This window comes from Nocardia sp. NPDC057272, assembly GCF_042668615.1.
In the GTDB taxonomy this organism is placed as follows: domain Bacteria; phylum Actinomycetota; class Actinomycetes; order Mycobacteriales; family Mycobacteriaceae; genus Nocardia.
On record NZ_JBHUYK010000025.1, the window covers coordinates 24,448 to 44,208 of the forward strand.

A 19,761-nucleotide genomic window follows, 5' to 3' on the forward strand; every position below is an offset into this window, starting at 1 on the left:
CAGGCTCACCACAGTCCGTGAACAGGCCGCCCGGCGAAACTGGACATCGAACGGTCCGCACGATGGCGAGTGAGGTAGCGATGGTCGAGGTCGAGATCAACGACGACACGGTGACGGTCAATGTGCTCGGTGGGCATCGCCTGCTCGCTCTGCGCCAGCAGGTCGTGATCGACCGCGCCGCGATCACCGAGATCGCTACCGCCGAAGTGGACCTGCGGCCCCCGTGGGTCCGTGCCCCCGGCACCTTCATCCCCGGCGTGATCGCCGCGGGCGTCTACCGCGGCAAGGGCCGCAAAGAGTTCTGGGACACCACTTTCGGCGGCAGTGCCGTGCGGATCGACCTGGACGGGCCCGACTTCACCCGCCTGGTCGTCGACGTCGACGATCTCGCCGCGGTGCTGAACGCACTGGGCACCGAGACCGCCGGCGTCTGACCGGCCTTCACGAACCGAACGATTCCAGCAGTCCCTCGTACGTCTTCGGCGGCGGCGTCGCGAACTCTCCCCTACCCGACTTGCGCAGGCCCATCGTCAGCAGCGACTGCACGGTCAAGGTCGCCGCCGCGACGCCGTCGATCACCGGCACCCCGATCTCGTCGCGGATGTGCGCGCACAGATCCGCCATTCCGGCACACCCGAGCACCACAGCATCGGACCCGTCCTGCGCGACGGCGACCCGGCACGCCTCGGTGACGATCTTGCGCGCGTCCGGATCGGTGTCGAGGGCGAGTACCGGGATCTCGCACGCGTGGATTCCCCGGCAGAACCGTTGCATCCCATAGTGTTCCGCGAGATCGGCCGCCCGCCCGATGGTGCGGCCGAGCGTCGTGACGACACTGAATCCGCGACCCAGATGGCTCGCGGTGTGCATGGCCGCCTCGGCGATCCCGATCACCGGCCCCGCCGCCAGTTCCCGTGCCGCGTCCAAGCCCGGATCTCCGAAGCAGGCGATGACGTACCCGTCCACCCCGTCGGCCTCGCCCTGCCGGATCGCGGCGAGCAGGCCCGGCACGCTCATCGCCTCGTCGTAGTGGCTCTCGATCGAGGCGGGCCCGATCTCGGAGGTGACCGCGTCGAGCAGCGTGCCCGGGCCCGCGACGGCCAGCGCACACTGCTCGATCGTGTCGGTCATCGCCCGCGTGGTGTTCGGGTTGACGACCCGGATGCGCATCAGACACCGACCTCCTCGGCAGCGGCCGTCCGCGCGTCGCCCGTCAGCAGGTAGTAGACGGCGAAGCCGATGCCGCACCCGATGAACCAGCTGTATTGGGCGGCGGTGTGCATGCCGGGCAGGCTGTTGGCCAGCACCGGGAACACCGCCACCGCGGCGGCCACCGCGGTCGCGATGATCGCGGCCGGGTGATAGCCCTTCGCGTAGTAATACGTCCCCTGCTCCGACATCGTGAACAGATCGTCGACGACCACCTTCTGCTTGCGCACCAGGTAGTAATCGCAGATCAGCACCCCGAACAGCGGTCCGATGAAGGCCCCGAGAACCTCGAGGGTGTAGTGGATGACGTCAGGATTGTTGTACAGATTCCAGGGCGTGATCAGGACCGAACCGACCGCCGCGATCATGCCGCCCGCCCGCCAGCTGATCCGCTGCGGACTGACGTTCGAGAAATCGAAAGCCGGTGAGATGAAGTTCGCGACGATATTGATCCCGATGGTGGCGACGGTGAAGGTGAGTGCGCCGAGCACGATCGCGAAAGTGGAATCGATCTTGGCGACGGTGGCGACCGGATCGGTGATGAGCTCGCCGTACACCGGCAATGTCAGGGAGGCGGTGACCACCACCAGTACCGAGAAGACCAGGAAATTCACCGGAAGCCCGAGGAAGTTCCCCTTCTTCACCGCGGCGAAGCTCTTGCCGTATCGGGAGAAGTCACCGAAATTGAGCATCGGCCCCGAGAAATACGACACGACGAGGGCGATCGCGCCGAGCATCACCGGCACCGACGCCCAGCCGGTGTATTTCACATCGCCGAGTTTCAGGTCGATGGCACTCCAGCCCGCCTTCGCGATGAGGTAGCCGCACAGCAGGAACATGACGACGTAGACGGCGGGACCGCAGAAGTCGATGAACCGGCGAATCGATTCCATGCCCCGCCAGAACACGCACGCCTGCACCACCCACAGCAGCAGGAAGCTGCCCCAGCCCAGGGCCGACAGTCCGAGGAACCCGTAGTCGGCGGTGACGGCGTAGGGCGCCAATCCCGGAAACAGTTTCACCAGAACGACATCCAGCGCCGCCGACGCGAGGAAAGTCTGAATGCCGTACCAGGCCACCGCGATCAGACCGCGGATGATCGCGGGAATATTCGCGCCGAGCACGCCGAACGCACTGCGGCAGATCACCGGATAGGGCACCCCGGTCATCTGACTCGGTTTCGCCACCAGATTACAGAAGAAGTACACGATGGTGATGCCGATGAGCAGTGCGGCGAGCACCTGCCAACTGGCCAGCCCGAGTGCGAAAAGGCTTCCCGCCGTGACATATCCGCCGACGCTGTGCACATCCGACATCCAGAACGCGAAGATGTTGTAAGTGCCCCAGCTCTGCTTGCGCAGGGGTGCCAGATCCTCGTTCGTCAGCCGCGGGTCGTAAATGGGCGGTTCGCCGGCGGGAACCGCCGAGGACGTAAGGGTGTCGGTCATGATCGTTCCCGTCCGAAAGGGTACATCTGCTGAATTGACGGTAAGTATCAGCAATTGCCCAGCGGTTTCCCGGGAATTTCGCGCCTATTGCACCGAAGATATATCTTCCGGAGCGAGCAGCCCGGTATCGGTCGGCAGGGTCGCGACCACGGTTTCCAGCCTGCGGTGGTGCTCCTCGGCGGCCACGAGCAGACGGTCGACATCGCGGGCGAGGAACGCGTCGAGCATGGCGATGTGGTCGATGTGCAGGCGCTCGCGGTCGAGTCGGTCGATGTGGACCATCGACTGCACCGGCTCGGTGACATTCCACGCGGCTTCGAGCATGTACAGCAGCCGGAACATCCGTGACGGCCGGGTCAGCGCCACGTGGAAGCTGCGGGACTGGCGCTGGTACGACTCGGGATCGTCGTCGAGGATGGCGCGTTCGAGCAGGTCGTTCACCGCGAGCAGGTGCGCGCGTTCGGCCTCGTCGGCGTGCAGCGCGGCCGCGGCGAGTGACGCCGTCTCCAAAGTGTCACGCACGATGTACATTTCGCGCAGTTCACGGGCGGTGAGCTGGGCCACCTGGTAGCCGCGCTGCTGACGGTGGGTGACCAGGCCCTCCCCGATCAGCGTCTTGAGCGCCTCACGGACCGGGATGTGACTCACCCCGAACAGCTCGGCGACTTCACGCAGCGGGATCACGGTGCACGGCGGTACGGCACCGTCGAGGATCACCCGGCGCAGTTCGCCCAGAATCACTTGCGGTCGGCCTGGCTCATCGACCACAAGCCTTGCGAGCAGCGCCGATCGTCGTCTCGGGGGCATGCGAACATGCTATGGACCACGTATTGCGTGCGGAGTGTTCGGTGTGACAGTTAGGAAACGTTCACCGTACCGACCGGTCCCTAGTGTGTGATGGCATGCTCGGAGGATGGGAGTTTCGACAGCGCAGTCGGTGGATCGCCGTTTCGTCCGCTTGGTCACCGTCTTCGACCATCTGTTCCGCAAGCCCTCACACGGCGGTGGCGCACTGTGCGTATATCTGCACGGCGAGCCCGTCGTCGATGTTTGGGCGGGCTACGCGAGTCCGGGCGTGCCATGGACGGCGGACTCGGTGGCGTTGGGCTTCTCCACCGGAAAAGGCGTGGCCTCCACCGTGATTCATCAGCTGGCCGATCGGGGACAGCTCGACTACGACAGCCCGGTCGCCGAGTACTGGCCGGAGTTCGCCGCGGCGGGCAAGGCCGGCATCACCGTGCGCGATGTACTCACCCACCGCGCCGGTCTGCACCGGCTGCGTGGTCTGCTGCCCGGGCCGATCGAGAGTTTCCTCGATGACGGTGCCGTCACCGCCGCGCTGGCCGCCGCCACTCCCGATCCGCGGCACCGTGTCACCAGCGGCTATCACGGAATCAGCTACGGGCACTTGGCCGCCGAGATCGTCGCGCGGGTAACCGGCCGCGAATTCGTCGATGTGGTGCGCACCGAACTGGCCGAACCTCTCGACGCCGAAGAACTCTGGTTCCGGGTGCCGCACGATCAGCGCCACCGCATCGCCACCACCTTCCCGCGCCTGCGCGCCGCGGGCATGGATTGGGATACTGGCTCCGATCTGCTCACCCGTACCCGTTTCGCCGCCGCCGCCGAGACCACCCCGCGCGGGTTCGCCGACCTGATCGTCGATGAACGCGTCCACGATTCGGTGATGCCCGGCGTGAACGGTGTCTTCTCCGCCCGCGCGCTCGCCCGCGTGTACGCCGCCCTGGCCAACGGCGGCGAACTCGACGGCACCCGCATCCTGTCCCCCGGCTCGATCCCCCGCTTCGCCGCGCGCCAGGTCTTCACCCCCGACTACGTCCTGGCATTCCGCATCCCCTGGGCCATGGGCTTCCACGGTGTCCCGATGAAACCCTCCAAGGCCGACCCGATCTCCGCCTTCGGCCACTTCGGCCTCGGCGGCTCCGGCGCCTTCGCCGATCCCGAAACCGGCCTCTCCCTCGCCTTCGTCACCAATCGTCTCGGCGGCAGACTCACCCCGCTCGGCGACGCCCGCCTCACCCGCCTCGGCACCATCGCCCACAACATCGCGAAGTCGTCGCAACTCCCCTGAGCCAGTCGCGGGTCGGATGATCACTGCACAATATGGACGCAACACCTGGATACACGACTCGCGATGCCGAACCTGGCACCATGTGGCCGATGGAGACCGTGGGACTGGAGCGGATCGAGGAAGCCGCGCGACTGCTGGCGCCGGTGATTCGACGGACACCGATCGTGGGGTCGCGGGTGTTGTCGGAGCGCGCGGGGACGCAGGTGCTGCTCAAATGCGAGAACTTGCAGCGGACCGGGTCGTTCAAACCCCGCGGGGCCTATAACCGGATCGCCAATCTCCCGGCGGCGGATCGGGCGCGGGGCGTGGTGGCGGCCAGCGCCGGCAACCATGCGCAGGGTGTGGCGTGGGCGGCGAGCGAACTCGGGATCGCCTCGACGGTGTTCATGCCGGTCGGGGCCTCGTTGCCGAAGCTCGTCGCGACGCGCGCCTATGGTGCCGACGTGCATCTGGTGGGTGACACGATCGACGAATCCTTGGTCGCCGCACAGGACTTCGCCGACCGCACCGGCGCGACCCTGATCCATCCTTTCGACCATCCCGACATCGTCGCCGGTCAGGCGACAGTCGCGCTCGAGATTCTCGAGCAGGTTCCCGAGGTGGGCACGGTCGTCGTGCCCACCGGTGGTGGCGGGTTGCTCGCGGGTGTCGCCGTGGCGTTGCAGGCGTTGGCGCCGAATGTCCGGGTGATCGGCGTGCAAGCCGCCGAGGCGGCGGCGTGGCCGGATTCGCTGGCGGCGGGCAGGCCGGTCCGGGTGCCACGGATGTCGACGATGGCCGACGGTATCGCGGTCGGACTACCCGGCGCGGTGCCCTTCGCCCATGTCGCCGAGCTGGTGTCCGAGATCGTCACCGTCGACGAGGACGCCCTGTCCAGGGCCCTGTTGCTCTGCCTCGAACGGGCCAAACTCGTCGTCGAACCCGCGGGTGCGGCGGGCGTCGCCGCCTTGCTCACCTCCGCTCTCGAGGATCTGCCCGGCCCGGTGGTGACCATCCTGTCGGGCGGAAATATCGACCCGCTGTTACTCACGCGCGTGATCGGCCACGGTCTCAGCGCCGCGGGCCGCTACCTGGCCATGCACGTGACGATCGACGACCGGCCAGGAGCCCTGTCCGCGCTGCTCGCCGTGGTCGGGCGAGCGGGCGCGAGCGTGGTGGATGTCGTGCACTCGCGAACGGGGCCGTGGCTGGCCGTCGACGAGGTCGAGGTGTCGCTCACCGTGGAAACCCGCGGCTCCGCGCACCGCGACGACGTCCTGGACGCACTGCGTGACTCGGGTTTTCGTGTACACGCCGAGCTCTAGCAACCGTCCGCTCACCGAGTTCCCGCACCACGAGCCCGGAGATCACCGCGTCAGTGCGCCATTTTCAGCCCGACCACACCGGCAACGATCATCACCAGGAACACGGCCTTCACGACCGAAAAGGCTTCCGCGCCGGTGACCATGGCATAGACGACGGTCAGGACGGCACCGATGCCCACCCAGACCGCATACGCGGTGCCGACGGGGAGATCGCGCATGGCCAGCGCCAGCCCGGTCATGCTGGCTGCCAGAGCTACGCCGAAAACCACGGTCGGGACGAGTCGGGTGAACCCTTCGGTTCGGCCCAGCGCGGTGGCCCATACTGCTTCGAGCACACCGGAGATGACGAGCAGAATCCATGACATGACGAGCCTCCTGTGGCCGTCTTGTCGCGTTCCGGGTACGGCTACCCTCGTCCGGGAGCCCCGTTCGGGCTCACTGCCAAGTTGTCACAGCGGCAACCTCTTGGCAAGCGGGTGGTGGGTGAAGTCACCACCTCCCCGCCTCAGCTCAACCAGGCGCGAGCGTCGTCCGCGGTCTTGCGGACCTCGTCGAGCTGTTCGGCCACACGCACACCGGCGGTACCACCCCGCGCGTTGCGCGAGGCGATCGAACCCTGGACCGTGAGCACCTCGCGCACACCGGCGGTGAGCGCGGGGTCCACGGCGGCGAACTCGTCGTCGGTCAGCTCGTCGAGACCGACACCGCGCGCCTCCGCGACGCGCACGCACGCACCGGCCGCCTCGTGGGCGACGCGGAACGGAACACCTCGGCGCACCATCCATTCCGCGATATCGGTGGCGAGGGTGAACCCGGCGGGTGCGAGTTCGGCCATCCGGTCGGTGTGAAAGGTCAAGGTGGCGACCAGGCCCGCGATGGCGGGCAGGAGCAGTTCGAGCTGCGCGACCGAGTCGAAGACCGGCTCTTTGTCTTCCTGCAGGTCCCGGTTGTACGCCAGCGGTTGGGCTTTCAGCGTGGCGAGCAGGCCGGTCAGGTTTCCGATCAGGCGGCCTGCCTTGCCACGGGTGAGCTCGGAGACATCGGGGTTCTTCTTCTGCGGCATGATCGACGAACCGGTGGACCAGGCGTCGGCCAGGGTCACGTAGCCGAATTCCGGTGTGCTCCAGATGATGACCTCTTCGGCCATCCGGCTCAGATCGACGCCGATCATGGCCAGCACGAAGGCGGCCTCGGCGGCGAAGTCACGCGAGGAGGTGGCGTCGATCGAATTGGCGGCGGAGGCGGTGAAATCCAGTTCGGCGGCGATCTGCTCGGGATCGAGGCCCAGCGAGGAACCGGCCAGCGCGCCCGAACCGTACGGCGAGATGGCGGCGCGCTTGTCGAAATCGCGCAGGCGTTCCAGATCGCGCAGCAGCGGATGCGCGTGGGCGAGCAGGTGATGCGAGAGCAGTACCGGCTGGGCGGCCTGGAGGTGGGTCTTGCCCGGCATCACGGCGTCGGGATGCGCGGCCGCCTGCGCGACCAGCGCGTCGACAACATCGAGCACACCGGCGGCGACGCGACGCACACCGTCGCGCAGCCACATCCGGAACAGGGTCGCCACCTGGTCATTGCGCGAACGACCGGCCCGCAGCCGACCACCGAGCTCGGTGCCGACCCGCTCGATCAGCCCGCGCTCGAGCGCACCGTGCACATCCTCGTCGGAGTCGGCGGGGCCGTAGGCGCCCGAGGCGACGTCGGCCGCGAGCGCGTCGAGACCGGCCAGCATGGCGGGCAGATCCTCGTCGGCGAGCAGCCCGGCCTTGTGCAGCACGCGAGCATGCGCCTTGGACGCGCGAATGTCATAGGGAGCCAGCACCCAGTCGAAGTGGGTCGACTTGCTCAGCGCCGCCATCGCCTCGGCCGGACCGGAAGCGAATCGCCCACCCCAGAGGGCACCTTCGTTGGTTCCACTATGGGTCATCGTGTGCCCTCTCCTGGGTATAGGCGGTCGCGCTCACAGTCGCACATCGGCTGCCAGCGCACGAAGGGCAACCGAATCGAGCCTACGGTTGCCAACTGATCTAGCGAGAACATGGGTAACTCATCGGGCACGCCCAGAACAGGTGTACACCTCAGGTGAGCCCGGAACCGACGCCAACCGCCACCCTACGACCGGCAGAAGTCGCGGGGAGGCGGGAAGGCGGCGGGCGAGCTTACTTCTGGTTCAGGTCGCGGCGCGCGGCAACCTTCGAGGACAGGCCGTGGATCTGGACGAAGCCCTTGGCCAGCGACTGGTCGAAGGTGTCGCCCTCGTCGTAGGTGGCCAGGTTGAAGTCGTAGAGCGACTGCTCGGAGCGACGGCCGTTGACCACCGCGGACCCACCGTGCAGCACCATCCGGATCTCGCCGGTGACGGTCTGCTGGGTATCGGAGATGAAGGCGTCGAGTGCGCGCTTGAGCGGGGAATACCACAGGCCGTCGTAGGCCAGCTCGCCCCAGCGCTGCTCGACCTGGCGCTTGTAGCGGGCCAGCTCACGCTCGACGGTGACGGCTTCGAGGGCCTGGTGCGCGGTGATCAGCGCGATGGCGCCCGGTGCCTCGTAGATCTCGCGGCTCTTGATGCCGACGAGGCGGTCCTCGACCATGTCGAGACGGCCCACGCCCTGACGGCCCGCGCGGGTGTTCATCTCCTCGATGGCCTGCAGCACGGAGACCGGGCGGCCGTCGATGGCGACCGGCACACCCTTCTCGAAGGTGATGATGACCTCGTCGGGCGCTTCGAAGTTCACCGTCGGATCGGCGGTGTAGTCGTAGACGTCCTTGGTGGGCGCGTTCCACAGGTCCTCGAGGAACCCGGTCTCGACCGCGCGGCCCCACACGTTCTGGTCGATGGAGAACGGCGACTTCTTGGTGACGTTGATCGGCAGGCTGTTCTGCTCGGCGAAGGCGATGGCCTTCTCCCGGGTCCAGGCGTAGTCGCGAACCGGGGCGATGACCTCGAGGTCGGGGGCGAGCGCGCCGATGCCGACCTCGAAGCGGACCTGGTCGTTGCCCTTGCCGGTGCAGCCGTGCGAGACGGTGGTGGCGTTGTGGAACTTCGCGGCCTCGACCAGGTGCTTGACGATCAGCGGGCGGCTGATGGCCGAGACGAGCGGGTACTGGCCCATGTACATGGCGTTGGCCTGGATGGTGGGCAGGCAGTACTCGTCGGCGAACTCGTCGCGCGCGTCGACCACGATGGCCTCCACGGCGCCGCAGTCCAGTGCGCGCTGCCGGATCGCGCTCATGTCCTCGCCGCCCTGGCCCAGGTCGATGGCCACGGCCACCACCTCGGAACCGGTCTCCTTCGCGATCCAGCTGATGGCGACGGAGGTGTCAAGCCCACCGGAGTAGGCGAGTACGACGCGATCGGACATGTCTGTTGTGCTCCTCGAAGTCTGGTACGTAAGGCCTGCCGTGAGCAGTATGGATGCTCCGGCCGCCGGTTCGGCTCACGCCGTTGCTACAAATGATTATGCATGATGATGCAATCTCATTCATAACCGGGGGTATGGCGATACCGTAAGCCCCCTTGGCGAGCAGTCTCGGCTGTGAGACGCTGGTCACAGCAGATAGCCGCGGGTCGGGACCAAAGGAGCCATCATGCAGTCGCTACGTGATTTCGCCGAGGCCAACTACGACCTCATCGGCACCGTGGTCATCGGACTCGGGAACCTCGGCTTGACGGTGGCCAAGACCGTCATCGAGCTCGGTACCCCGCTGCTCCAGGGGTTCTTCGCCTGACCCCATCGAACTCGAATCCAGGGAGCACATCATGGACGAAGTCCTGCAGTTCCTCTCCGACAATTACAACGCCATCGCTGGTCTCGGGCTGTATGTCTTGCAAACAGGATTCGAGATCACCGCTCCGCTGACGCTGCTGATCCTGAATTTCCTCAACTCCTGACACCTCGCGTATGGCACGCTGGGAGAGCACTATTCGGCTCGCCACACGGGAGGACGAACAAGATGCTCCATTACATCGCGCAGGAATTCTCGACCCTCGGCAACGGTGTTCTCGATGTCGGCAGGGCCGTCGTCGACCTGGTTCAGGACATCATCGACATCGCCACGCCGAACAACCGCGGCGGCGGCGCGGGCGGCGGCCAGTACCCGTTCAACTGAGGCTCCTCGGTCTCACGGGGATTCCGGCGCGGGTTACCGCCGATCGCCGACCCACGCCGCTAGTCTGCGAGCCATGACCGACGATGTGCGGCTCGACACAGGTTCCGCGGGTCTCACGATCGCCCCCGGCGACGGCGGCGCGATCCACAGCCTCACCGTCGACGGCACTGAGCTGCTCCGGCAAGACCCGGGGACCGGGTGTTTCGTCATGGCGCCGTGGGCCGGTCGGCTCGGCGACGGCGAGCTGCGCGTCGGCGATCGCACCTATCAGCTGCCGATCAACAATCCGCCGCACAGCATCCACGGCACCGCGCGCGACGGACGCTGGGACGTGGTGGCCGCGTCGCCGACCGAGGCGACGATCAGCCATCGCCTCGGTGACCCGTGGCCGTTCGCGGGCACCGTCACTCAGACTTTCACCCTGACCGACACCGGCCTCGCCCTGGCGATGCGCATCACCACCGACCACGATGCATTCCCCGCCCAAGGCGGCTGGCATCCGTGGTTCCTGCGCGAAGTCCCGCCGGCGACCGGCCCGGTGCGACTCGATTTCGCCCCGGTCTGGCAGTACGAACGCGGCGACGACTACCTGCCCACCGGCCGAGAGATCGCGCCGACACCGCCGCCGTGGGACGACTGCTTCGGCATGCCCGACGGCGTTCTCGCCCGCCTCACCTGGCCCGGATTCCTGGAGTTCACCATCACCAGCCCGGTCCACGACGTGGTCGTCTGGACCCTGCCGGAGCGATCCCTGTCGGTGGAGGCCCAGTCCGGCCCACCTAACGGCCTCAACACCGAACCACGGATGGTCACACCGGATTCACCACTCGATGTCCACGTGGACTGGACATGGCAACGCCTGTCGCGGAACCGAACGACTCCGCGGCCCGAGTAGCCCAGCACCACAGCCGATTACGGTGATTGCGTGCCGATCACGTTCGCCCATCCCGTTGCGGTGCTGCCCTTCGCTCGATATCTCCCCCTTCCCGCACTCGTCGCGGGATCCATCGCTCCCGACGTCGTCTACTACCTGCCCGGTCCCATGTCCGGCACCACAACCCACTCGGTTGTCGGCGTTCTGTGCTGGGACCTGCTGATCGGCCTGGTACTACTCGTCGCTTTCCGGCTTTCCGCCGGCCCGGCCTCGGCGCTTCTCCGCCTGGCGCCCTCCTCGTCCCCTGATCACAGATCAGCGGGGCTCGCGGCGGTTTCGACGGTCACCGCCCTCGTGCTCGGTGCCGCGACACACGTGGTCTGGGATTCTTTCACTCAGACAACAGGTTTCGTGGTCCAGCACTCGGCTCTGGTGCGGACGTCGATCATCGAGCCGCACAAGACCTACAACGTCCTCGGCTATCTCTCCTCGCTCGCCGGAACAGCGGTCCTCACCTACCTTGTGGTGCGCCGCACCTGGCGCGAGGTTCGCGCACCCACGTGGACGCACCGGGCCGTCGTCGCCGTGCTGCTCGCCGCGCCGGTCATCGGTGCGGCACTCGCCGTCGACGACCCGGTCACCCGAGTCAGCACCTACGACCTGATCCGACACACGATCGTCGGCGCGGCTCGGGCGACGGTTGTCGCCTGGGCCGTCTACGCCGTGCTCTGGCACCTCGGCACAGGTCGCGTGCGCTCACCGCGGCGAGCGGACGCTGCGGAAGGTGAGGGCGACCAGGAAGGTCAGGGCGGCGATGACGGCGGCTGCCGCGAAGGCGGCGGTCATGCCGCCGACCAGGGCATGGGTGGGTGAACCGCCCGCGTCGCGCGCGGCGGTGCCGAAGATCGTCACCAGAACGGCCAAGCCCAGCGCGCCACCGGTCTGCTGCATGGTCTGGAGAGCGCCGCCCGCAGCGCCCGCCTCGTCGGGCGAGACGGTGGACATGATGATCACGTTCAGCGGAGAGAACGCGAGCCCGATGCCGCAGCCCATCGCGACCATCGCCACGAACAGCAGGGGGAAGTAGCCGGAATCCTCCGAAAGCCTGGTCAGCAGCACGAGTCCGGTGACCATGGCGACGGCGCCGGTCAAGGTCACCGGCTTGGGTCCGAAACGCGCCAGCAGCCGCGGGATCAGGCGGATCATCGCGAACATCAGCACCGCCGTCGGCAGGAACGCGAAACCTGTTGCCAGCGAACTCATCCCCAGCACATCTTGCAGATACTGGGTGAGGAAGAAGAACATCGACATGCCCGCCATCGGGCCGAGGAACATGTTCAGATATGCGGCGGCGCGATTGCGGTCGGCGAACAGGTGCAGTGGCAGAAGTGGTTGCGGCGCACGCAGTTCGATGGCGATGAACGCCGCCAACAGCGCCACTCCGACCGCGAGCCAGATGTCGGTGCCCGCCGCGGCCCACCCGTGCGAGGCCGCGCTGATGAAACCGTAGACGAGGGCGGCCACGCCCGCGGTCGCGGTCACCGCACCGGGCAGGTCGAGCCGGGCGGCGCGCCGGGGCAGATCGGGCAGGCAGCGCAGCGCGAGCACGGCGATGACCAGGCCGAACGGCACATTGATGAACAGCACCGAGCGCCAGCCGAACCATTCGGTCAGCAGTCCGCCGACGATCAGGCCGATCGCGAAGCCGGCGCTCGACATGCCGGAGAACAGGGCCAGTACCCGAATCCGCGCCTTGGGCTCGGTGAACGTAGTAGTCAGCAGCGCAAGGGTATTGGGACCGGCCATCGCGCCGCCGATGCCCTGGAGCACACGGGCCGCGAGCAACCACCCAGCAGAGGGCGCCAGCCCACCGGCCAGCGAGGCGAGGGTGAACAGCAGTGCGCCCGCGAGGAACATCCGGCGCCTGCCGAACAGGTCGCCGGCGCGACCGCCGAGCAGCAGCAGGCCACCGAAGACCAGCGTGTAGGAGTTCATCACCCAGGACAGGCCGGTAGCACTGAACTCGAGGTCGGCTCTGATGTGCGGCAGCGCCACATTCATCACGGTGATGTCGAGGATGATCATGAGCTGACAGGTCAGCAAAGTGACCAGGACGAGCCGTGGCCGTACACGGTCCACCTGGGGTTTTTCCGAGAAAGTGGTGGTAGTCAAGAACGCTCCATCAACAAGGAACTCAAACGGAGAGAGTCTCCGTTTATGACAGAGTTAGCATAGGGAGAAAGTCTCCGGTTCCGCAAGACTAAACGGAGACTTCATCCGTTTCCAGTGGAGGATCTCGTGGACGCACCGTCGCGGCCGATGCGCGCCGACGCACGCCGCAATTACGAGCGCATCGTCGACTGCGCCCGCGACGCGTTCGCCGAGCACGGCACCGACGCGCCCCTCGATGACATCGCACGGCGCGCAGGGGTCGGCCCGGGGACGCTGTATCGCCACTTCCCGAATCGCACCACGCTCATGGAGGCGGTGTACCGCTCCAACATCGAGACCCTCGCCGCACGGGCCGACGAATTACGCCGAACCCACGCCCCCCTCGACGCGTTCGACGCCTGGTTCGGCGAACTGGTCACCTATATCCTCGAAAAGCACGGCCTGGCAACCACTCTCAAAGCGGCCATCGACCGCACCTCGGAGACCTTCACCGCCTGCTCCACCCTGCTGGCCGAAGCCGCGGGCAGCGTGCTGATTCCGGTGCAGGAGGCAGGCATCATCCGCCCCGAAGTGAGCCCCCGCGACATCCTGCGCCTGGGCCACGGCATCGGCGCGGGCTGCCAAGCCGCGGCCGACTCCGCACCACTGCTCACCGACGTGGCGCTCGCGGGCCTGCGCGTCCAGCGTTAGGCCAGGCCCTCGATCTTCGCCGCCAGTTCGGCGCCGGTGAGTGGTTCGCGGGCGATGACGGCGATGGTGTCGTCGCCGGCGATGGTGCCGACGATGTAGGGCAGGGCGGCGCGGTCGAGGGCGCTGGCCAGGAAGTGGGCGGCGCCGGGCGGGGTGCGCAGGACGGCGAGATTGCCGCTGGCGTCGGTGGAGACGAGCAGGTCACCGAGGAGTTTGGACAGACGGCCGGTACCGCCGGTGACCCCACGCACGGGGCTGCCGTCCTCGGGGACGATGTAGACGCCCGCGCCACCGTCGGCCGCGCGCAGTTTCACCGCGCCGAGTTCGTCGAGGTCGCGCGACAGGGTGGCCTGGGTGGTCTCGATACCCTCGGCCGACAGCAGCGCGGCGAGTTCGGTCTGACTGCGGACCGAATGCGAGGTCAGCAGTTCGATGATGCGTGACTGGCGGCCGGCGCGGGTGCGAGCGATCGCGGGCGAGCCCTTTTCAGGCGCGCTCATCGCCCAGCCCCTACGCCGGCCCCGGTTCGCGGTCTCACGCGGCGGCTTTCGCGAGCAGCCACACCAGCAGCGCCTTCTGCGCGTGCAGGCGATTCTCGGCTTCGTCCCAGACCACACTGTGCCCACCGTCGAGGACCTCGTCGGTGATCTCTTCGCCGCGGTGCGCCGGAAGACAGTGCAGCACAATCACTTCCGGAGTCGCGTGGGCGAGCAGCTCGGCGTTGAGCTGGAACGGGCGGAACGGGCCGACACGGTCGAGGCCGTCGTTCTCTTGCCCCATGGAGGTCCAGGTATCGGTGACGAGCACGTCCGCGCCGGTCGCGCCGACCACCGGGTCACCCGTGACCGACACGGTCGCACCGGTTTCCGCGGCGCGCTTGGCGGCGGCGTCCAGGATCCACGGCAGCGGTTCGAAGCCCGCGGGCGCGGCCACGGTCACATTCATGCCCGCCGTCACGCCACCGAGCAACAGCGAGTGCGCCATATTGTTGGCGCCGTCGCCGAAGTAGGTGAGGTTCAGCCCCGCGAGCGATCCCTTGCGCTCGCTGATCGTCTGCAGATCGGCCAGCACCTGGCAGGGGTGGAACTCGTTGGACAGTGCGTTCACCACGGGAACCGTCGCGGTGACGGCCATCTCGTCGAGGCGGGACTGTTCGAAGGTCCGCCACACGATGGCGTCGACGTAGCGCGAGAGCACGCTGCCGGTGTCGCCGAGGGTCTCCTCACGACCCAGCTGGGTGTCGCGACCGTCGACGACCACCGCGTGCCCGCCGAGCTGAGCGATACCCAGCTCGAACGAGAAGCGGGTGCGGGTGGAGTTCTTCTCGAAGATCACCCCGACTCCGCGCGGGCCGTCGAGCGGCCGGTGCGCGAAGGGGTCCTTCTTCAATTCGGCGGCGATGGCGAGGATCTCGGCCTGTTCGGCCTGCGTCACATCGTCGTCGCGCAAGAAATGACGCAGGGTCACTTGGTCGCTCCCTTAGCATCGGCGGCGGCCTTGTCGAGGATCTCGGGCAGGTCGGCGACGAAATTGTCGGCCTGGGTTTCGGTGAGCACCAGGGGTGGCGCCAACCGGATCACGTTGGGCTTGGCGGGGTTCAGCAGGTAGCCGGCCTCGCGCGCCCGTTCGTCGACATACGCGGAGATGTCGTTCTTCAGCACGATGCCGATGAGCAGACCCGCACCACGCACGTGGTCGATCTCGGGATGCTCGAGCAACGCGATACCGTCGCTGAGCTTCTTGCCCACCCACTCCACATGGGTCAGCAGGTTGTCGGAGTCGATCGTGCGCAGCACGGCCAAAGCCGCTGCGGCACAGACGGGATTGCCGCCGAAGGTGGTGCCGTGCAGACCCGGCGTGAGCAGTTCGGCGGCGCGGCCCTGGGCCAGCACCGCGCCGATCGGCAGGCCGCCACCGAGCCCCTTGGCCAGGGTGATCGCGTCGGGCACGATGCCCGCCGCCTGGTGCGCGAAAAATGTTCCGGTGCGCCCGATTCCGGTCTGGACCTCATCGAGGATCAGCAGCGCCCCGGCCCTGGACGTGATCTCCCGCGCCTTGGCGAGATAGTCGAACGGCGGGACGACCACACCGCTCTCCCCCATCATCGGTTCGAGGAACACCGCGGCCGTGTCGGAGTCGACCACCGCGTCGAGCGCGGCGGCGTCACCGTAGGGCACGTGCACGACGCCGGGCGGCATCGGCTCGAACGGCGTGCGCTTGGCGGGCTGACCGGTGAGGGCGAGCGCGCCCATGGTGCGACCGTGGAACGCCTCCTCGGCGGCGACGATCTTGGACCGCCCGGTGAGCCGCGCGATCTTGAACGCGGCCTCGTTGGCCTCGGTGCCGGAGTTGCAGAAGAACGCCTTGCCCTCACCGTCACCGAAGTGGGCCAGCAGCTTCTCGGCCAGCTCGATCACGGGCTCGCTGGCGTACAGGTTCGACACGTGGCCGAGCGTGCCCAGCTGCTGGGTCACCGCTTCCAGAATGGCGGGGTGGGCGTGGCCGAGGCTGTTGACCGCGATACCGCCGAGGAAGTCGATATAGCGCTTGCCGTCGGCGTCGTAGAGCACCGCACCGGCGCCGCGCACCAGCGCGACCTTCGGGGTGCCGTAGTTGTCCATCATCGCGGCCGACCACCGCTGCTGCAGCTTCTCTACTTCGCTCATGATTGCGTTCCATCCGGCGACCCTGCGGGGGTCACCATGGTTCCGATTCCTTCTCCGGTGAACAGCTCCAGTAGTACCGAATGCGGGACCCGCCCGTCGATCACGTGGGCACTGGGGACCCCGCCGAGCACGGCGCGCAAGCACGCTTCCATCTTCGGCACCATGCCCGCATCCAGCCGTGGCAGCAACTTCGCCAACGCGTCGGTGTCGATCCGACTGGTCAGCGAGGAGCGGTCCGGCCAGTCGGTGTAGAGGCCCTCGACGTCGGTGAGCACGACGAGTTTCTCGGCGCCGATACCCTCGGCCAGCGCGGCGGCGGCGGTGTCGGCGTTGATGTTGTGCACCACGCCGTCGGCATCGGGGGCGATGGTGGAGACCACCGGGATGCGGCCCGCGTCGATCAGGTCGAGCACGGCGCCGGGGTTGACCTCGGTGACGTCGCCGACCAGGCCGATATCGGTGGCGACACCCTCCACGGCGACGGTGCGCCGGGTGGCGGTGAACAGGTGCGCGTCCTCGCCGGAGATGCCGACCGCGTACGGGCCGTGCGCGTTGATCAGCCCGACGAGCTCACGGCCCACCTGACCGAACAGCACCATCCGGACCACGTCCATCACCTCGGGGGTGGTGACGCGGAAGCCGCCGCGGAATTCGCCTGCCATGCCGAGCCTTTTCAGCATGGCGTTGATCTGCGGGCCGCCACCGTGCACGACTACGGGATGCACGCCGACGGTGCGCAGGAACGCCATGTCGGCGGCGAAGGCGGCCTTGAGTTCGTCGTCGACCATGGCGTTGCCGCCGTACTTCACGACCACGATCTTGCCGCGGAACTTCTGCAGCCACGGCAGCGCGTCGGCGAGCACGTGCGCTTTGTCCAGCGCCGAAAGGTCGTGCACCGCACTGCTACTCATGAGCTGTACGCCGAGTTCTCTTCGACGTAGGCGTGCGAGAGGTCGGTGGTGCGCACCATCGCGGTGCCCTCGCCCACGTTGAGCTCGATCAGCACGTCGACGTCCTCGCCGGACAGGTCGACCTCGCGGGCGCCGGGCGCGCCGACACTGTCGACGCAGACCGGATTGCCGTTGAACGACACCGTGATCCGGTTCGGATCCAGGGTCACCGGCGCGATGCCGACTGCGGCGAGCACGCGACCCCAGTTCGGGTCGGAGCCGAACAGCGCGGTCTTGACCAGGCTGTCGCGGGCGACCGCGCGGGCGACGGTGAGCGCCTCGTCCTCGGACGCCGCGCCGGCGACGGTGACCTGGACCCGCTTGGTGACGCCCTCGGCGTCGGCCATCAGCTGGGCGGCCAGGTCGTCACACACGGTGAACACCGCGGCGTCGAGATCCTCCTGCGTGGGCGCGACGCCGCTGGCGCCGTTGGCCAGCAGCAGCACGGTGTCGTTGGTGGAGCAGGAACCGTCGACATCGAGCCGGTCGAAGGTGTATTTGGTGGCCTTGCGCAGGGCGGAATCGAGCTGCTCGGGCGTGGCCACGGCGTCGGTGGTGAGCACGACGAGCATGGTGGCCAGCGACGGCGCGAGCATGCCCGCGCCCTTGGCCATGCCGCCCACATTCCACTTGTCCTCGCTGTGGAATGCCGACTCCTTCGGCACGGTGTCGGTGGTCATGATGGCGTGGGCGGCGTCGGAGCCACCCGACATGCCGCCGCCCATCTCGTGCACGATCTCGGTGACCGCCGGGATGAGCTTGTCCATCGGCAGGCGGTCACCGATGAGACCGGTGGAGCAGACCGCGATCTCGCCCGCGCCGGTCTCGGTGCCCCAATTGCTCAGTGCCGCGGCGAGTTCCTCGGCGGTCTTGTGGGTGTCCTGGAAACCGCCGTGGCCGGTGCAGGCGTTCGCACCGCCGGAGTTCAGGATCACCGCGCGCAGGTGACCGGTCTTGAGCACCTGCTGCGACCACAGCACCGGCGCGGCCTTGACCTGGTTGCTGGTGAAGACACCGGCCGCCGCGTATTCGGGACCCTCGTTGAGCACCAGCGCGAGGTCCGGCTTGCCGCTGGCCTTGATACCGGCCGCGATGCCCGCCGCGCGGAATCCCAGTGGCGCGGTGACGCCCTGGGTGTGGATCAGTTTGCCGTGGTCCGGGGTCTGCGGATCAGGGGTCGTCACGGTGCCACTCCTACGGTGGAAAGTCCTGCGGTCTCGTCGAATCCGACGGCCAGATTCATCGATTGCACCGCGGCGCCCGCGGTGCCCTTGGTCAAGTTGTCGATCGCGCCGATCACCACGAGCAGGCCCGCGTCGGCGTCGACGGTGACCTGCAGGGTGATGGCGTTGGAGCCGAGCACCGAACCGGTCTGCGGCAGTACGCCTTCGGGCAGCAGGTGCACGAAAGGCTCGTCGGCATAGGCTTTTTCGTAGACGGCGCGCGCCTGCGCGGCGTCGACCTTCACCGGGGCGGTGCAGGTGGCGAGGATGCCGCGCGGCATCGGGGCCAGCACCGGGGTGAACGACACCGAGACATTTACGCCGCCAGCGGCTTTCAGATTCTGCGCGATCTCGGGAGTGTGCCGGTGCGCGCCCGCGATGCCGTAGGCCCGAACGCTGCCCATCACCTCGGAACCGAGCAGACCGACATCGAGCTTGCGGCCGGCACCCGAAGTACCGCTCACGGCGACGACATTCACGGCGGGCTCGATGATTCCGGCGGCGATCGCCGGGGCCAGCGCCACACTCGACACGGTCGGGTAGCAGCCGGGCACGGCGATGCGCCGGGCGCCGGTGAGCTTCGCCCGCCCACCGGGCAGTTCGGGCAGACCATAGGGCCAGCTGCCCGCATGGGGGCTGCCGTAGTACCGCTCCCAGGCGGCGGCGTCGGTGAGCCGGTAGTCGGCGCCGCAGTCGATGATGACGGTCTCGTCGGGCAGGGCTGCCGCGATGGCGCCGGACTGGCCGTGCGGGAGGCCGAGGAACACGATGTCGTGACCGGCCAGGACCTCGGGAGTGGTCTCCTCGAGAATCCGGTCCGCCAGGGGCAGCAGATGCGGCTGCAGCGCGCCCAGGGCGGTACCCGCGTTGGATCCGGCGGTCAGCGCCCCGATCTCGAGGCGCCCCGCTCGGTATTCGGGATGACCGAGCAGTAGACGCAACACTTCGCCACCGGCGTATCCACTCGCACCGGCAACCGCCACCCGCAACACGGGTCCTCCCGACGAATCAACCATGTGATGATTA

Annotated in this window: 22 protein-coding genes and 1 riboswitch; of the genes, 9 read left to right on the plus strand and 13 right to left on the minus strand. The window is 67.7% G+C overall.

The genetic code is table 11. The features are described from left to right. Positions 1-62 precede the first annotated feature (62 nt). Positions 63-434 (plus strand): hypothetical protein, encoded by a 372-nt coding sequence (locus tag ACFULV_RS27110; protein WP_378636902.1) that lies wholly within the window; start codon positions 63-65, stop codon positions 432-434. Positions 435-441: 7 nt separating this feature from the next. Here the strand turns inward: ACFULV_RS27110 and ACFULV_RS27115 are convergent, their stop codons facing one another. From ACFULV_RS27115 to ACFULV_RS27125, 3 genes are all read right to left on the minus strand, one after another. Then, positions 442-1,170: an aspartate/glutamate racemase family protein gene (locus tag ACFULV_RS27115; RefSeq protein WP_378661414.1), complete on the minus strand. Its 729-nt coding sequence runs from the start codon at positions 1,168-1,170 to the stop codon at positions 442-444. Further along, complete coding sequence (locus tag ACFULV_RS27120) at positions 1,170-2,657, minus strand: NCS1 family nucleobase:cation symporter-1 (protein WP_378661417.1); 1,488 nt, start codon at positions 2,655-2,657, stop codon at positions 1,170-1,172. Before ACFULV_RS27120 ends, ACFULV_RS27115 begins: the two co-directional genes overlap by 1 nt. Before the next feature lie 84 nt (positions 2,658-2,741). After that, a complete protein-coding gene (locus ACFULV_RS27125; RefSeq protein ID WP_378636910.1) occupies positions 2,742-3,464 on the minus strand; it encodes a GntR family transcriptional regulator in 723 nt (240 codons plus the stop codon). A gap of 106 nt (positions 3,465-3,570) precedes the next feature. On the opposite strand from ACFULV_RS27125, the gene ACFULV_RS27130 reads away from it, so the two are divergent. Continuing rightward, positions 3,571-4,749: a serine hydrolase domain-containing protein gene (locus ACFULV_RS27130; protein WP_378636913.1), complete on the plus strand. Its 1,179-nt coding sequence runs from the start codon at positions 3,571-3,573 to the stop codon at positions 4,747-4,749. Between the two features lie 80 nt (positions 4,750-4,829). After that, entirely contained in the window at positions 4,830-6,053 is a 1,224-nt protein-coding gene (gene ilvA, locus ACFULV_RS27135; RefSeq protein ID WP_378637338.1) for a threonine ammonia-lyase, read from the plus strand. 50 nt (positions 6,054-6,103) lie between these two features. Here ilvA and ACFULV_RS27140 read toward each other — a convergent pair whose 3' ends face one another. The 3 genes from ACFULV_RS27140 to ACFULV_RS27150 form a co-directional block, all read right to left on the minus strand. After that, a complete protein-coding gene (locus tag ACFULV_RS27140) occupies positions 6,104-6,418 on the minus strand; it encodes a multidrug efflux SMR transporter (protein WP_358114922.1) in 315 nt (104 codons plus the stop codon). Positions 6,419-6,428: 10 nt separating this feature from the next. Further along, a riboswitch (guanidine-III (ykkC-III) riboswitch) is annotated at positions 6,429-6,493 on the minus strand. Positions 6,494-6,558: 65 nt separating this feature from the next. Beyond that, a complete protein-coding gene (argH, locus tag ACFULV_RS27145; protein ID WP_378661420.1) occupies positions 6,559-7,977 on the minus strand; it encodes an argininosuccinate lyase in 1,419 nt (472 codons plus the stop codon). Positions 7,978-8,209: 232 nt separating this feature from the next. Beyond that, on the minus strand, positions 8,210-9,412 hold the full coding sequence (locus ACFULV_RS27150; RefSeq protein WP_056824327.1) for an argininosuccinate synthase: 1,203 nt from the start codon (positions 9,410-9,412) through the stop codon (positions 8,210-8,212). Between the two features lie 226 nt (positions 9,413-9,638). Here ACFULV_RS27150 and ACFULV_RS27155 point away from each other — a divergent pair, with 226 nt between their 5' ends. The 5 genes from ACFULV_RS27155 (at position 9,639) to ACFULV_RS27175 (ending at position 11,907) form a co-directional block, all read left to right on the plus strand. Beyond that, complete coding sequence (locus ACFULV_RS27155; RefSeq protein WP_378636920.1) at positions 9,639-9,779, plus strand: hypothetical protein; 141 nt, start codon at positions 9,639-9,641, stop codon at positions 9,777-9,779. A 31-nt stretch (positions 9,780-9,810) separates the two neighbouring features. Next, positions 9,811-9,942 (plus strand): hypothetical protein, encoded by a 132-nt coding sequence (locus tag ACFULV_RS27160; RefSeq protein ID WP_281258043.1) that lies wholly within the window; start codon positions 9,811-9,813, stop codon positions 9,940-9,942. Positions 9,943-10,004: 62 nt separating this feature from the next. Next, a complete protein-coding gene (locus ACFULV_RS27165) occupies positions 10,005-10,160 on the plus strand; it encodes a hypothetical protein (protein ID WP_378636924.1) in 156 nt (51 codons plus the stop codon). 73 nt (positions 10,161-10,233) lie between these two features. Continuing rightward, positions 10,234-11,055 carry an aldose 1-epimerase gene (locus tag ACFULV_RS27170; RefSeq protein ID WP_378661422.1) on the plus strand — a complete coding sequence of 274 codons (822 nt, stop codon included), beginning with the start codon at positions 10,234-10,236 and terminating at the stop codon, positions 11,053-11,055. Between the two features lie 30 nt (positions 11,056-11,085). Continuing rightward, positions 11,086-11,907, plus strand: a complete 822-nt coding sequence (locus ACFULV_RS27175; RefSeq protein ID WP_378661425.1) for a DUF4184 family protein — start codon at positions 11,086-11,088, stop codon at positions 11,905-11,907. Here the strand turns inward: ACFULV_RS27175 and ACFULV_RS27180 are convergent. Next, positions 11,791-13,206 (minus strand): MFS transporter, encoded by a 1,416-nt coding sequence (locus ACFULV_RS27180; RefSeq protein WP_378661427.1) that lies wholly within the window; start codon positions 13,204-13,206, stop codon positions 11,791-11,793. The genes ACFULV_RS27175 and ACFULV_RS27180 overlap by 117 nt on opposite strands. 126 nt (positions 13,207-13,332) lie before the next feature. On the opposite strand from ACFULV_RS27180, the gene ACFULV_RS27185 reads away from it, so the two are divergent. Beyond that, positions 13,333-13,896, plus strand: a complete 564-nt coding sequence (locus tag ACFULV_RS27185; RefSeq protein ID WP_378661428.1) for a TetR/AcrR family transcriptional regulator — start codon at positions 13,333-13,335, stop codon at positions 13,894-13,896. Here ACFULV_RS27185 and ACFULV_RS27190 read toward each other — a convergent pair. The 6 genes from ACFULV_RS27190 to argC are packed head-to-tail and all read right to left on the minus strand — an operon-like array spanning position 13,893 to position 19,751. Beyond that, positions 13,893-14,396 carry an arginine repressor gene (locus tag ACFULV_RS27190; RefSeq protein ID WP_378636937.1) on the minus strand — a complete coding sequence of 168 codons (504 nt, stop codon included), beginning with the start codon at positions 14,394-14,396 and terminating at the stop codon, positions 13,893-13,895. The two genes, ACFULV_RS27185 and ACFULV_RS27190, sit on opposite strands and share 4 nt — an antisense overlap. 34 nt (positions 14,397-14,430) lie before the next feature. Further along, positions 14,431-15,363: an ornithine carbamoyltransferase gene (gene argF / locus ACFULV_RS27195; RefSeq protein ID WP_378636939.1), complete on the minus strand. Its 933-nt coding sequence runs from the start codon at positions 15,361-15,363 to the stop codon at positions 14,431-14,433. Further along, positions 15,360-16,562 (minus strand): acetylornithine transaminase, encoded by a 1,203-nt coding sequence (locus ACFULV_RS27200; RefSeq protein ID WP_378636941.1) that lies wholly within the window; start codon positions 16,560-16,562, stop codon positions 15,360-15,362. The genes argF and ACFULV_RS27200 overlap by 4 nt, the downstream gene beginning before the upstream one ends. After that, complete coding sequence (gene argB / locus ACFULV_RS27205; RefSeq protein WP_378661431.1) at positions 16,559-17,473, minus strand: acetylglutamate kinase; 915 nt, start codon at positions 17,471-17,473, stop codon at positions 16,559-16,561. Before argB ends, ACFULV_RS27200 begins: the two co-directional genes overlap by 4 nt. Beyond that, on the minus strand, positions 17,470-18,696 hold the full coding sequence (gene argJ / locus ACFULV_RS27210) for a bifunctional glutamate N-acetyltransferase/amino-acid acetyltransferase ArgJ (RefSeq protein WP_378661433.1): 1,227 nt from the start codon (positions 18,694-18,696) through the stop codon (positions 17,470-17,472). Before argJ ends, argB begins: the two co-directional genes overlap by 4 nt. Further along, positions 18,693-19,751: an N-acetyl-gamma-glutamyl-phosphate reductase gene (gene argC / locus ACFULV_RS27215; protein ID WP_378661436.1), complete on the minus strand. Its 1,059-nt coding sequence runs from the start codon at positions 19,749-19,751 to the stop codon at positions 18,693-18,695. The genes argJ and argC overlap by 4 nt, the downstream gene beginning before the upstream one ends. Positions 19,752-19,761 lie beyond the last annotated feature (10 nt).

Coding starts and splice junctions, on each gene's coding strand:
- argH (WP_378661420.1), bottom strand. CDS start 7,977: ATGACCCATAGTGGAACCAACGAAGGTGCCCTCTGGGGTGGGCGATTC.
- argB (WP_378661431.1), bottom strand. CDS start 17,473: ATGAGTAGCAGTGCGGTGCACGACCTTTCGGCGCTGGACAAAGCGCAC.
- ACFULV_RS27170 (WP_378661422.1), top strand. CDS start 10,234: ATGACCGACGATGTGCGGCTCGACACAGGTTCCGCGGGTCTCACGATC.
- ACFULV_RS27125 (WP_378636910.1), bottom strand. CDS start 3,464: ATGCCCCCGAGACGACGATCGGCGCTGCTCGCAAGGCTTGTGGTCGAT.
- argC (WP_378661436.1), bottom strand. CDS start 19,751: ATGGTTGATTCGTCGGGAGGACCCGTGTTGCGGGTGGCGGTTGCCGGT.
- ACFULV_RS27115 (WP_378661414.1), bottom strand. CDS start 1,170: ATGCGCATCCGGGTCGTCAACCCGAACACCACGCGGGCGATGACCGAC.
- ACFULV_RS27150 (WP_056824327.1), bottom strand. CDS start 9,412: ATGTCCGATCGCGTCGTACTCGCCTACTCCGGTGGGCTTGACACCTCC.
- ACFULV_RS27160 (WP_281258043.1), top strand. CDS start 9,811: ATGGACGAAGTCCTGCAGTTCCTCTCCGACAATTACAACGCCATCGCT.
- ACFULV_RS27190 (WP_378636937.1), bottom strand. CDS start 14,396: ATGAGCGCGCCTGAAAAGGGCTCGCCCGCGATCGCTCGCACCCGCGCC.
- ACFULV_RS27140 (WP_358114922.1), bottom strand. CDS start 6,418: ATGTCATGGATTCTGCTCGTCATCTCCGGTGTGCTCGAAGCAGTATGG.
- ACFULV_RS27130 (WP_378636913.1), top strand. CDS start 3,571: ATGGGAGTTTCGACAGCGCAGTCGGTGGATCGCCGTTTCGTCCGCTTG.
- ACFULV_RS27110 (WP_378636902.1), top strand. CDS start 63: ATGGCGAGTGAGGTAGCGATGGTCGAGGTCGAGATCAACGACGACACG.
- ACFULV_RS27120 (WP_378661417.1), bottom strand. CDS start 2,657: ATGACCGACACCCTTACGTCCTCGGCGGTTCCCGCCGGCGAACCGCCC.
- ACFULV_RS27165 (WP_378636924.1), top strand. CDS start 10,005: ATGCTCCATTACATCGCGCAGGAATTCTCGACCCTCGGCAACGGTGTT.
- ilvA (WP_378637338.1), top strand. CDS start 4,830: ATGTGGCCGATGGAGACCGTGGGACTGGAGCGGATCGAGGAAGCCGCG.
- ACFULV_RS27200 (WP_378636941.1), bottom strand. CDS start 16,562: ATGAGCGAAGTAGAGAAGCTGCAGCAGCGGTGGTCGGCCGCGATGATG.
- ACFULV_RS27155 (WP_378636920.1), top strand. CDS start 9,639: ATGCAGTCGCTACGTGATTTCGCCGAGGCCAACTACGACCTCATCGGC.